The following is an 11,809-nucleotide window of genomic DNA, read 5'->3' as shown; positions in this document are numbered from 1 at the left end:
GCTACTTCTCCTTCTTGGCCGTCGGGGCCTGCAGCTCCGGGCGGCCGGGCTGCTCGCCGCCGCGCTCCTTGATGTAGGTGGCGGTGGGGACCATGACCTTGCGCCGGAAGACGCAGACCAGGGTGCCGTCCTGCTTGTAGCCCTTGGTCTCGACGTACACGATGCCGCGGTCGGACTTGGACTTCGACGGTGTCTTGTCGAGCACGGTCGTCTCGCCGTAGAGCGTGTCGCCGTGGAAGGTGGGTGCCACATGCTTCAGCGACTCGATCTCCAGATTGGCGATGGCCTTTCCGGAGACATCGGGCACCGACATGCCCAGCAGCAGGGAGTAGATGTAATTGCCGACGACGACGTTCTTGCCGAAGTCGGTGGTCTGCTCCGCATAGTTGCTGTCCATGTGCAGCGGGTGGTGATTCATGGTGAGCAGACAGAAGAGGTGGTCGTCGTATTCGGTGACGGTTTTTCCGGGCCAGTGCTTGTACACATCGCCGACGGTGAACTCTTCATAGGTACGGCCGAACTGCATGGTGCTTATGCCTCCGGGGCCTCGAACTTGGACGTGCGGATCATGCCGGCGGCCCGGCCCTTGCCGGCGACGACCAGCGCCATCTTCCGGCTCGCCTCGTCGATCATCTCGTCGCCGAGCATCGCGGAACCCTTGGCCCCGCCCGCCTCCGAGGTGTGCCACTCGTAGGCGTCCAGGATCAGCTCGGCGTGGTCGTAGTCCTCCTGCGACGGGGAGAACACCTCATTGGCGGCCTCGACCTGACCGGGGTGCAGCACCCACTTGCCGTCGAACCCGAGGGCGGCGGCCCGGCCGGCGACCTCGCGATAACCGTCAACGTTCTTGATCTGAAGGTACGGCCCGTCGATCGCCTGCAGATCGTAGGTGCGGGCCGCCATCAGAATGCGCATCAGAATGTAGTGATAGGCGTCCGCCCCATAGCCGGGCGGCTGCTCGCCGACCACCAGCGACTTCATGTTGATCGACGCCATGAAGTCGGCCGGGCCGAAGATGATGGTCTCCAGCCGGGGCGAGGCGCCGGCGATGGCGTCGACGTTCACCAGACCCTTGGCGTTCTCGATCTGGGCCTCGATGCCGATCCGGCCGGCCTCGAAGCCCATGGTCTTCTCGATCTGCGTCAGCAGCAGGTCCAGCGCCACGATCTGCTGGGCGTCCTGGACCTTCGGGAGCATGATGCAGTCGAGATTCTGGCCCGCGCCCTCGACGACCGTGATGACGTCCCGGTACGTCCAGTGCGTGGTCCAGTCGTTGACCCGTACGACCCGTGTCTTGCCGGTCCAGTCGCCCTCGTTCAGCGCCTCGACGATGTGGTGCCGGGCGCCTTCCTTGGCGAGCGGCGCGCAGGCGTCCTCCAGGTCCAGGAAGACCTGGTCGGCCGGGAGCCCCTGAGCCTTCTCCAGGAAGCGCGGGTTGCTGCCGGGGACCGCGAGGCAGGAGCGGCGCGGCCGGCCGCCGGACGGGCGGTTCGCCTGGGTCATGCGGGGACCTCCAGTGGGTCGAGCCGGTTCGCTTTCCGGATCTCGTCGACGATACGGCCGATGATCTCCGTAATACCGAAGTCCTTGGGGGTGAAGACCGCCGCCACTCCGGCCTCCCGCAGCGCGGTTGCGTCGGCGGAGGGAATGATGCCGCCGACGATGACCGGCATGTCGTCGACGCCGGTGCGGCGCAGCCGGGCCAGCACGTCCGGCACCAGCTCGGCGTGCGAGCCGGAGAGGATCGACAGTCCGACGCAGTGCACGTCCTCGGCGACCGCGGCCGAGACGATCTGCTCGGGGGTGAGCCGGATGCCCTGGTAGATCACCTCGAAGCCGGCGTCCCGGGCCCGTACGGCGATCTGCTCGGCGCCGTTGCTGTGCCCGTCCAGGCCGGGCTTGCCGACCAGCAGCCGCAGCTTGCCGCTGCCGAGCTCGGCGGCGGTCTTGGCGACCTTCTCGCGGACCGCGGCGAGCGGACTGCCGTCCTCGGCGGCGACCGCCAGCGGGGCGCTGGAGACGCCGGTGGGGGCCCGGAACTCGCCGAAGACGTCCCGCAGCGCCCAGGCCCACTCACCGGTCGTCACCCCGGCACGGGCGCACTCCACGGTGGCCGCGAAGAGGTTGCCGTCACCGGCCGCGGTTTTCTTCAGGACCGACAGCGACTCCTGGGCGCGCCCCTCGTCGCGGTTGTCCCGCCAGTCGTGCAGCGCCCGGACGACCCGCGCCTCGTTGGCCGGGTCGACGGTCATGATGGCCGTGTCGAGATCGGCGGTGAGCGGGTTGGGCTCGGTGCCCTCGTAGCAGTTGACGCCGACGATCTTCTCCTCGCCGGCCTCTATCCGGGCCCGCCGCTCGGCGTGCGCGGAGACCAGCTGCGACTTGAGGTAGCCGGACTCCACGGCGGCCATCGCGCCGCCCATCTCCTGGATCCGCTCGATCTCGGCGAGGCACTCGGTGACCAGGGCGTCCACCTTGGCCTCGATGACGTGCGAGCCGGCGAAGATGTCCTCGTACTCCAGCAGATCGCTCTCGTGCGCCAGCACCTGCTGGATGCGCAGCGACCACTGCTGGTCCCAGGGCCGCGGCAGCCCCAGCGCCTCGTTCCAGGCCGGGAGCTGGACGGCCCGGGCGCGGGCGTCCTTGGAGAGCGTGACGGCCAGCATCTCCAGCACGATCCGCTGGACGTTGTTCTCCGGCTGCGCCTCGGTCAGGCCGAGCGAGTTGACCTGGACGCCGTAGCGGAACCGGCGCTGCTTCTCGTTCTCGATGCCGTAGCGCTCACGGGTGATCTTGTCCCAGATGCGGCCGAAGGCGCGCATCTTGCACATCTCCTCGACGAACCGGACACCGGCGTTCACGAAGAACGAGATACGGGCCACGACATCGCCGAACCGCTCCGGCGGCACCTGCCCGGAGTCGCGCACCGCGTCCAGCACCGCGATGGCGGTGGACATCGCGTAGGCGATCTCCTGGACCGGCGTGGCGCCCGCTTCCTGCAGGTGGTAGCTGCAGATGTTGATCGGGTTCCACTTGGGGAGGTGCGCCACCGTGTACGTGATCATGTCGGTGGTCAGCCGCAGGGAGGGTCCCGGCGGGAAGACGTGCGTCCCGCGCGAGAGGTACTCCTTGACGATGTCGTTCTGCGTCGTCCCCGACAGCTTGGCGATGTCGGCGCCCTGCTCCTCGGCGACCACTTCGTACAGCGCCAGCAGCCACATGGCCGTGGCGTTGATGGTCATCGAGGTGTTCATCCGGTCCAGGGGGATGTCCTGGAACAGACGGCGCATGTCACCGAGGTGGGAGACCGGGACCCCGACCCGGCCGACCTCGCCGCGGGCGAGGACGTGGTCGGGGTCGTATCCGGTCTGCGTCGGGAGGTCGAACGCGACCGACAGGCCGGTCTGGCCCTTGGCGAGGTTGCGCCGGTACAGCTCGTTGGACGCCTCGGCGGTGGAGTGGCCGGCGTAGGTCCGCATCAGCCACGGACGATCCTTCTGACGCTCAGTCATATCAGACCCGTATCCTCGTGGTTCCGAATATCCGAGGGGTCTCAGACGTTCCGGAAGCGGTTGATGGCGTCGAGGTGCTTGGCGCGCATTTCCTCGTCCCGCACGCCCATGCCCTCCTCGGGGGCCAGCGCCAGCACGCCGACCTTGCCCTGGTGGAGGTTGCGGTGCACGTCGTACGCCGCCTGGCCGGTCTCTTCGAGGGTGTACGTCTTCGACAGGGTCGGGTGGATCTTGCCCTTGGCGATCAGGCGGTTGGCCTCCCACGCCTCGCGGTAGTTGGCGAAGTGCGAGCCGACGATCCGCTTCAGCGACATCCACAGGTAGCGGTTGTCGTACTCGTGGTTGTAGCCGGAGGTCGAGGCGCAGGTGACGATGGTGCCGCCCTTGCGCGTCACGTAGACGGAGGCGCCGAAGGTCTCGCGGCCGGGGTGCTCGAAGACGATGTCCACGTCCTCGCCGCCGGTCAGCTCGCGGATGCGCTTGCCGAAGCGCTTCCACTCCTTGGGGTCCTGGGTGTGCTCGTCCTTCCAGAACCGGTAGTCCTCGGCGTTGCGGTCGATGATCGCCTCGGCGCCCATGGCGCGGCAGATCTCGGCCTTCTTGTCGCTGGAGACCACGCAGATCGGGTTGGCGCCGCCGGCCAGCGCGAACTGCGTCGCGTACGAGCCGAGTCCGCCGCTGGCGCCCCAGATCAGGACGTTGTCGCCCTGCTTCATGCCGGCGCCGTTCTGCGAGACCAGCTGGCGGTAGGCGGTCGAGTTGACCAGACCGGGCGCCGCCGCCTCCTCCCAGCTCAGGTGCTTCGGCTTGGGCATCAGCTGGTTGGACTTGACCAGCGCGATCTCGGCCAGACCGCCGAAGTTGGTCTCGAAGCCCCAGATGCGCTGCTCGGGGTCGAGCATCGTGTCGTTGTGGCCGTCGGAGGACTCCAGCTCCACGGACAGGCAGTGCGCGACGACCTCGTCACCGGGGCCCCAGGCGTTGACGCCGGGCCCGGTGCGCAGGACCACACCGGCCAGGTCCGAGCCGATGACGTGGTACGGCAGGTCGTGCCGCTTGGTGAGCGGGGAGAGCTTGCCGTAGCGCTCCAGGAACCCGAACGTCGACATCGGCTCGAAGATCGAGGTCCACACGGAGTTGTAGTTCACGGAGGAGGCCATCACGGCCACCAGCGCCTCGCCGGGGCCCAGTTCGGGCACCGCCACGTCCTCGAGGTGCAGTGACTTACGGGGGTCCTTCTCCTTGGTGGTCAGGCCGGCGAACATCTCGACCTCGTCCTTGTGCACGGTCACCGCGCGGTAGGACTCGGGGATGCTCAGCGCGGCGAAGTCGGCGCTGGTGGTGTCAGGCGCGAGGATTGCGTCCAGGATTTCGTTCACGGGGTGCCTCCGGCGGTTGGGCCTCCCCTGCTCGACCGGAGTGGAGAGCCTGGGGAACCGTTGAGGGAACGGTTTGGGGGAACGTCGGGGTGATGCGGAGGTGGTGCCGTCGGTTCGGCCGGGTCGGCGCCGTTCCGCCGCCTCTGCTGAGTCGCAGAGCCGTCGGGCGCGGTGCCTGGCAGCGCTGTGGTGAGCGCGGTTCCCAGCAGCTGCTGGGGGGTGCCTGTGACGCAGGCGTCCGGGCGGGCAGCCACGTAGGGCTGGTGGGACAGCCGGCGTGCGTGGGTTCGCTGCACGCCGGCCGCCCGGACAACTTCAACGTATGACACCGCGTGCCAGTCGACAAGACACTGAGTGCCAAGAATTTCTCTCAGATGTCATCTGGACGGCACGCATGAGCGAAAGAGGGCCGATGGGAGGCCTGGAAGTGACACAAGGGAAGCAGAAAACTGCGCAGAGTGCGCAGGGGAGGGGTTAGGCCATCCGTGTCGCGGCCCGGCCCGGCCGGGCCGGGACTGCTGCCGGGCCGCGATCCCGCCCGATGCGGGCGGAGGACCGTTACTTCTGCTACTTCCGCTCGGTGAGCGCCTTGCGGATGGTGCGCATGACCTCGTCCAGCGGGGCGTCCGTACGCGCCACCGCCACCAGCACCTCGCCCTCCCGCGAGACGGCCGCCGGGGACTGCTCCCCGCCGGTGCGCCCGGCGCCGATGCCGGCGCCGAAGGTCTCCCGGACGATCGCGAAGGCATGGTCCAGCTGGGCCTCGACATCGCCCTGGGCATCGGCCCGCAGCCAGCGCCGCAGTACGTGGTTGTGCGCGGTGACCACGGCGGACGCGGCGACCTCGGCGAGCAGCGGGTCGTCGTCGCCCTCGCGGTGGGCGCCCTCGTCGAAGTGGCCCAGCAGATAGCGGGTGAACAGCCGCTCGTAGCGGGCCACCGACGCGATCTCCGCCTCCCGGAGGGTGGGTACCTCGCGGGTCAGGTGGTAGCGGGCCACGGACACGGCCGGGGAGGCCGCGTACATCCGCATGACCTCCTTGATGCCACGGCAGACCGTGTCGAGGGGGTTCTCGTGCGGGGGAGCGGCGTCCAGGACGGCCTCCGCGCGGACGAGGGTGTCGTCGTGGTCGGGGAAGATCGCCTCTTCCTTGGAACGGAAGTGGCGGAAGAAGGTGCGCCGGGCGACGCCCGCGGCGGCCGCGATCTCGTCGACCGTCGTCGCCTCGTAGCCCTTGGTCGCGAACAGCTCCATCGCCGCCGCCGACAATTCACGGCGCATTTTGAGCCGTTGTGCCGCCGCGCGGCGGGTGCCGGGAGTGACGGTCTCGGACGTGTCGGACGGCTGCGGGCGAGCGGGCTGGGACATGTGGGGACGGTACTGCATATTTACGCGGCCTGCGGCATGAGGTGGTGCCTTCGCCCCGGTGAGCGGGGGTGAACCGCCGTCCGGTTCCAGCAGTCCACCCCACCCTCCCCCGGCGTCGCCGGGGTGCCGCCAGGCGTCAGCGCCGGGCGTACTCACGAAAGCCGCGGCCGGTCTTGCGGCCGAGGCAGCCGGCCGCGACGAGGTGCTCCAGCAGCGCCGACGGGGCCAGCCCGGGGTCGCGGAACTCGGCGTGCAGCACCTTCTCGATGGCCAGGGACACGTCCAGGCCGACCACGTCGAGGAGTTCGAACGGGCCCATCGGGTAGCCGCCGCCGAGCTTCATGGCGGCGTCGATGTCGTCCAGCGACGCGTAGTGCTCCTCGACCATCTTGATCGCGTTGTTCAGGTACGGGAACAGCAGCGCGTTCACGATGAATCCGGCCCGGTCGCCGCAGTCCACGGGGTGCTTGCGGACCTTGGCGCAGACCGCCCGCACGGTGGCGTGGACGTCGTCGGCCGTCAGGACCGTACGGACCACCTCCACCAGCTTCATGGCGGGCGCCGGGTTGAAGAAGTGCATCCCGATGACGTCCTCGGGGCGCGAGGTGGCACGGGCGCAGGCCACGACCGGCAGCGAGGAGGTGGTGGTCGCCAGGACGGCACCCGGCTTGCAGACCTTGTCCAGCGTCCGGAACAGCTCCTGCTTGACCGCCAGGTCCTCGGCCACCGCCTCGACCGCCAGATCGACGTCCGCGAACGCATCGAGCGCCCCGGCCGGGGTGATCGACGCCAGGGTGGTGTCCCGGGCCTCGGCGCTCATCCGGCCCTTGTCCACGGAACGGGCCAAGGACTTGGCGATCCTGGCCTTCGCCGTCTCCGCCTTCTCCAGGCTGCGGGCGGCCAGCACGACCTTGTAGCCCGCCTTGGCGAAGACCTCGGCGATACCGCTGGCCATCGTCCCGGAACCGGCCACGCCGACGCTGCTGACCGTGCGCCCGGCGGAGAGTTCGTCGGCGGACGCCGGGCTCTCCGCGTCCGGCACGACCGTGGCTCCCCCAGCTACCGCTGGGAGGTGCCCCCAGCCCGGGGCCTCGTACGTGTAGAAGCCACGGCCCGCCTTGCGGCCGGTCAGCCCCGCCTCGGTCAGCTGGCCCAGGATCGGTGCCGGGGCGTGCAGCCGGTCCTGGGAATCGGCGTACATCGCCTCCAGGACCGTCCGGGCGGTGTCCACGCCGATCAGGTCGAGCAGGGCCAGCGGGCCCATGGGCAGGCCGCAGCCGAGCCGCATCGCGGCGTCGATGTCCTCGCGGGTGGCGTATTTGGCCTCGTACATCGCCGCGGCCTGGTTCAGGTAGCCGAACAGCAGGCCGTCGGCGACGAAGCCGGGGCGGTCACCCACCGCGATCGGGTCCTTGCCCAGGTCACGGGCGAGTTCGGTGACGGCCGTGACCGCGGTCGGCGCGGTGAGGACGGAGGAGACCACCTCGACCAGCTTCATGGCCGGTGCGGGGTTGAAGAAGTGCACACCGAGCACCCGCTCGGGGCGCTGGGAGTCGGCGGCCAGCCGGGTCACCGAGAGCGCGTTGGTGCCGGTGGCCAGGATGGTGTCGGCCCGCACCACGGCGTCCAGCCCGGCGAAGACCTGCCGCTTGAGCTCGTAGTCCTCGGGCACGACCTCGATGACGAGATCGGCGTCCGCGGCGGCCTGCAGATCGGTGAAGGTGCGGAACCGGGCCAGGATGTCCTGGCGCTCCCGCTCCGTGATCCGCTCACGCGCCACCGCACGGGCGGTGGCACCTTCGAGGGCGGCGACGGCCTGCCGCGCGGCGGCTTCGTCGGTGTCGATCCCGATGACCTCGCGGCCGGCACGGGCCAGGACCTCGGCGATGCCGGTGCCCATGGTGCCCAGGCCGACGACGGCGACGGTCGAAAGGGGCAGGGAGGAGGCGGGGGTTGAGAGATCAGGGGTGGACTGAGGGTCCATCGCGAGACTCCTGAGGGTGTTCCCCTGAGCGCAGGGGAGAAGTGACGACTGAGGGGTATCCGCGCGGCCCCGCTGCCTGGCGGCGCGCAGCGGCAGAAGGCGGCGGGGAGCCGCGAGGAGCCGCAGCGCTGCGGGCAGCGCCGGCGGTGGGGGAGAGGCGGCGGGCCCTGTCCCGGGGCCGTGCCGTGCTTCTCCGTGCTGTTGTCGTGCTGTGCCGAACCGACTTCACTCTGTGGCGGCTGCGTCACCAGGCCGCCCGAGCAGGGGTGCTGCTCGTTCCAGCAGGTTAACCCGTGAGTAACCAGAGCGCCAGGGGTGGCGTGGGTCATTAGTCTGTGGTGCAGGTCACGCCGCGAGAACCGGGGCGGACCGGCGGGAGGGGAGCGGCAAATGGAAGACGAATTCCACGAGTTGACGGACCGGGTGCGGGCCGAGCTCCGCTCCCCGCAGGATCTGGTCGCCTATGAACGGCTGCTGGGGCTGGCCCGCAAGAACACTCCGGCCGGCCGCGAGGAACTGGCCCGGATGCTGGTCGCCGTCGAACGTCCGCTGTGGGCCAGGGAGATCGCCGCCTTCATCCTGGGCTGCGCCGGCGACAAGCGGGCCTTCGAGACGCTCGTGCTGTTACTGAACTACCGCGACCCGGTGCGCTGCGCCACCGCCGCTCACGCCCTGGCCCGGCTCGGCGATCCCCGTACCGCCCGCGCCGCGGCCGCGCTGGCCACCAACCCGCTGCGCACCGCCTACGCCCTGCACCCGGTCCGGCTGCTCGCCGAGCTCCGTGCGCCGCAGTCCGTCCCGGCGCTGATCGCGACCCTGGAGCGGCTGCTGACCCCGCACACCCCCTACTGGCGGGTGGCGCTCGCCTGCGTCGAGGGCCTGGGCGCGCTGGGCGACCGGCGCGCCGTCCCCGCCCTCACCGCCGCCGTCGCCCATCCGCGGCTGGCGGCCGCCGCCGCGGCGTCACTGGCGCGGCTGGGGGTGCACGAGGAGGCGGCGGCACCAGCCGGGCCGGACGGCAGGAGTGGGGGCCGCGCGGACGGCGGGCCGGGCCGGGGTCAGGATCCGGAGCAGGGGGCCGGGCCGGGCGCCGGGCGGGCGGACTCCGGCGGCGCGGACTCCGGCGTGAGCCGGCGCCGGTAGCGCAGCTCCGGGACGCTGCGGCCGCCCACCTCGTGGGACTCCTCCGCGCCGTCCGGCATGAAGCCGGCCCGCTCGTAGAAGCGGCGGGCGAGGGTGTTGCCGCGCACCACCCACAGATACAGCGTGTCAAACCCCTTCGCCCGTGCGTCGGCCGTGCCGGCGGCCAGCAGGGCGCGCCCGACGCCGGTGCCGATCAGGTCCGGCGCCACATAGAGCGCGAGCAGCTCGCCCGCGGTCGGCCGGGGTGCGGGCAACTCCTCGGCGCCCGGGGCGATATCGGGGTCGCGGGCCGGTCCGACCGAGGCCCAGCCGATGACCTCGCCGTCGCGTTCGGCCACCAGATCCGACACCTCCGTCGTCCGGCGGCCGAACCACGCCCGCCGCCGCCCGGCATCCGCCGCCACGCTCATCGCGTCCAGATACGCCTGGGGCATCAGCCCCCGATACGCGTGCTGCCAGCCGCGGACCCGCACCGCCGAGACCGCGTCGACGTCGGCCGCGGTCATCTCCCTTATCCGTACGGCGTGCCGGAGCGGGTCCGCCGTCCGTCCACAAGACCTGTCCATGTCCGAGAGGCTAGGAGTCCCGTCAAGGACTTTTCCGGCCCACCGGCGGCCCTGCGTCGAGCCGCTGCGCCGCCCGGCCGCTCAGAGCAGCGTCAGCTGGGTCGGCTCCGGCGGGGTGCCGGCGGCCGGTGCCGGGCCGGGATCCGGCGGTGGCGGGAGCCGGCGGGTCCGGCCGGGGCCGATGCCGTACTCCGTGGCGAGTTCGTGGACCTGACGGGTGATCCGGCGCTGGTACCACGTCGGGGCGTAGGCGCCGTCGGCGTACATCGTCTCGTAGCGCCGCACGAGGTGCGGGTGGTGGTGCCCCAGCCAGGCCATGAACCACTCGCGGGCGCCGGGCCGCAGATGCAGTACGAGGGGGGTCACGGAGCCGGCGCCGGCCTCCGCGACGGCGCGCACCGTGGCCCGCAGCTGCTCCGGCGCGTCCCCGAGGAACGGGATCACCGGCGCCATCAGCACCCCGCAGCCGATGCCGTGCGCGGTGAGGGTCCGCACCACCTCCAGGCGGCGTTCCGGGGCGGGGGTGCCGGGCTCGACCGTGCGCCACAGCTCGCGGTCGAGGAAGCCGACGGAGACGGAGATGCCGATGTCGGTGACCGCGGCGGCCTGCTGGAGCAGCGTCAGGTCGCGGAGGATGAGGGTGCCCTTGGTGAGGATCGAGAAGGGGTTGGCGTGGTCGCGCAGCGCCTCGAGGATGCCGGGCATCAGGGCGTAGCGGCCCTCCGCGCGCTGATAACAGTCGACGTTGGTGCCCATCGCTATGTGCTCGCCGCGCCAGCGGCGGGCGGCCAGCTCACGCCGCAGCAGCGCGGGCGCGTTGACCTTCACCACGATCTGGGAGTCGAAGCCCTGCCCGGTGTCCAGGTCGAGATAGCTGTGCGTCTTGCGCGCGAAGCAGTACACACAGGCGTGGCTGCAGCCGCGGTAGGGATTCACGGTCCATTCGAACGGCATCCGGGAGGCGCCCGGGACCCGGTTCACGAGCGAGCGGGCGTGTACCTCATGGAAGGTGATCCCGCGGAATTCGGGGGTGTCGACGGTCCGGCTCACGACCTCCGTACCGAACAGTGCGGACGGGCTGTCGCCGAGATTGTCCCAGCGCATCGGGCCTCCTTCTGGATCCTGCCGAGCCCCCCGTGGCAATAATAGAACAAACGTTCCCATGCTGTGGGTCAACCCTGGATTTGGGCGGGTCACCCGGGGGTGGTTGGCTTGGCGGTGCACCGCAGGGCGGGCAGCCGACTACCGGAGGGAAACGCACATGGGGCAGGTCGAGGCCACGACGCAGCGCGAGATCGCGGCGGACCCGGAGGACGTGTTCGACGCGCTCGCCGACTACAGCGGTACGCGCCAGAAGCTGCTGCCCGAGCACTTCAGCGAGTACGAGGTCCGCGAGGGCGGCGACGGCAAGGGCACCCTCGTCCACTGGAAGCTCCAGGCCACGAGCAAGCGGGTGCGGGACTGCCTGCTGGAGGTCGACGAGCCGACCGAGGGCCAGCTCGTGGAGAAGGACCGCAATTCGTCGATGGTGACCACCTGGGTCGTCACCCCGGCGGGCGAGAAGCGCACCAAGGTTGTCGTCACCACCACCTGGACGGGCGCCGGCGGCGTCGGCGGCTTCTTCGAGAAGACCTTCGCCCCCAAGGGGCTCGGCCGGATCTACGACGCGCTCCTCGACAACCTCGCCCGCGAGACGGAGAAGTGAGCGGTCCGGCCCTTCCGTCACCCCGCACGCCCGCCGTCACACTCACCGGTTCGGGTGGTTTCCGGTGAGCCGAAGTGTGCGGCCCGCCGGCTCGCCTCCTTGCGGAAAGCCCTGATGGGAGCCCAAGAGGCGCGCTGCGCACCGTACTTGAC

The 11,809-nt window shown here is 70.6% G+C and carries 10 protein-coding genes; 2 read left to right on the top strand and 8 right to left on the bottom strand.

Going from position 1 to position 11,809, the window contains the following annotated elements; all coding sequences use genetic code 11:
- Position 1: 1 nt before the first annotated feature.
- The 6 genes from OIU81_RS06255 to OIU81_RS06230 form a co-directional block, all read right to left on the bottom strand.
- Positions 2–526, bottom strand: a complete 525-nt coding sequence (locus OIU81_RS06255; protein ID WP_129293244.1) for a MaoC family dehydratase — start codon at positions 524–526, stop codon at positions 2–4.
- Positions 527–531: 5 nt separating this feature from the next.
- The gene (locus OIU81_RS06250) at positions 532–1,503 is read right to left on the bottom strand and encodes an HpcH/HpaI aldolase/citrate lyase family protein (RefSeq protein WP_329144677.1); all 972 of its coding nucleotides are present in this window, start codon (positions 1,501–1,503) and stop codon (positions 532–534) included.
- The gene (locus OIU81_RS06245; RefSeq protein WP_329144674.1) at positions 1,500–3,512 is read right to left on the bottom strand and encodes a protein meaA; all 2,013 of its coding nucleotides are present in this window, start codon (positions 3,510–3,512) and stop codon (positions 1,500–1,502) included. Before OIU81_RS06245 ends, OIU81_RS06250 begins: the two co-directional genes overlap by 4 nt.
- Before the next feature lie 41 nt (positions 3,513–3,553).
- Entirely contained in the window at positions 3,554–4,891 is a 1,338-nt protein-coding gene (gene ccrA / locus OIU81_RS06240; RefSeq protein WP_329144672.1) for a crotonyl-CoA carboxylase/reductase, read from the bottom strand.
- A 567-nt stretch (positions 4,892–5,458) separates the two neighbouring features.
- Positions 5,459–6,259, bottom strand: coding sequence for a TetR family transcriptional regulator (locus tag OIU81_RS06235; RefSeq protein WP_329144670.1), 801 nt, complete (start codon positions 6,257–6,259; stop codon positions 5,459–5,461).
- Between the two features lie 136 nt (positions 6,260–6,395).
- On the bottom strand, positions 6,396–8,243 hold the full coding sequence (locus tag OIU81_RS06230; RefSeq protein WP_329144668.1) for a 3-hydroxyacyl-CoA dehydrogenase family protein: 1,848 nt from the start codon (positions 8,241–8,243) through the stop codon (positions 6,396–6,398).
- A gap of 390 nt (positions 8,244–8,633) precedes the next feature.
- Between OIU81_RS06230 and OIU81_RS06225 the strand changes: the two genes are divergently transcribed.
- Positions 8,634–9,386, top strand: a complete 753-nt coding sequence (locus OIU81_RS06225; RefSeq protein WP_329144665.1) for a HEAT repeat domain-containing protein — start codon at positions 8,634–8,636, stop codon at positions 9,384–9,386.
- Here OIU81_RS06225 and OIU81_RS06220 read toward each other — a convergent pair.
- Positions 9,302–9,892 carry a GNAT family N-acetyltransferase gene (locus OIU81_RS06220; protein WP_329154924.1) on the bottom strand — a complete coding sequence of 197 codons (591 nt, stop codon included), beginning with the start codon at positions 9,890–9,892 and terminating at the stop codon, positions 9,302–9,304. The two genes, OIU81_RS06225 and OIU81_RS06220, sit on opposite strands and share 85 nt — an antisense overlap.
- Before the next feature lie 141 nt (positions 9,893–10,033).
- A complete protein-coding gene (locus tag OIU81_RS06215; protein WP_329144663.1) occupies positions 10,034–11,056 on the bottom strand; it encodes an Rv2578c family radical SAM protein in 1,023 nt (340 codons plus the stop codon).
- 157 nt (positions 11,057–11,213) lie between these two features.
- On the opposite strand from OIU81_RS06215, the gene OIU81_RS06210 reads away from it, so the two are divergent.
- Positions 11,214–11,657 carry an SRPBCC family protein gene (locus OIU81_RS06210; protein WP_329144661.1) on the top strand — a complete coding sequence of 148 codons (444 nt, stop codon included), beginning with the start codon at positions 11,214–11,216 and terminating at the stop codon, positions 11,655–11,657.
- Positions 11,658–11,809: the final 152 nt, after the last annotated feature.

The sequence above is a fragment of the Streptomyces sp. NBC_01454 genome (genome assembly GCF_036227565.1).
Classification (GTDB): Bacteria; Actinomycetota; Actinomycetes; order Streptomycetales; family Streptomycetaceae; genus Streptomyces.
The sequence above is the reverse complement of the archived record's forward strand: the minus strand, read 5'-3'. Positions and strand labels throughout refer to the sequence as shown.

What these genes read in the sequence shown, in the direction of transcription:
- OIU81_RS06235 (WP_329144670.1), bottom strand. Translation starts at nt 6,259, where the DNA reads ATGTCCCAGCCCGCTCGCCCGCAGCCGTCCGACACGTCCGAGACCGTC.
- OIU81_RS06220 (WP_329154924.1), bottom strand. Translation starts at nt 9,892, where the DNA reads ATGACCGCGGCCGACGTCGACGCGGTCTCGGCGGTGCGGGTCCGCGGC.
- OIU81_RS06225 (WP_329144665.1), top strand. Translation starts at nt 8,634, where the DNA reads ATGGAAGACGAATTCCACGAGTTGACGGACCGGGTGCGGGCCGAGCTC.
- OIU81_RS06250 (WP_329144677.1), bottom strand. Translation starts at nt 1,503, where the DNA reads ATGACCCAGGCGAACCGCCCGTCCGGCGGCCGGCCGCGCCGCTCCTGC.
- OIU81_RS06230 (WP_329144668.1), bottom strand. Translation starts at nt 8,243, where the DNA reads ATGGACCCTCAGTCCACCCCTGATCTCTCAACCCCCGCCTCCTCCCTG.
- OIU81_RS06215 (WP_329144663.1), bottom strand. Translation starts at nt 11,056, where the DNA reads ATGCGCTGGGACAATCTCGGCGACAGCCCGTCCGCACTGTTCGGTACG.
- OIU81_RS06255 (WP_129293244.1), bottom strand. Translation starts at nt 526, where the DNA reads ATGCAGTTCGGCCGTACCTATGAAGAGTTCACCGTCGGCGATGTGTAC.
- OIU81_RS06210 (WP_329144661.1), top strand. Translation starts at nt 11,214, where the DNA reads ATGGGGCAGGTCGAGGCCACGACGCAGCGCGAGATCGCGGCGGACCCG.
- OIU81_RS06245 (WP_329144674.1), bottom strand. Translation starts at nt 3,512, where the DNA reads ATGACTGAGCGTCAGAAGGATCGTCCGTGGCTGATGCGGACCTACGCC.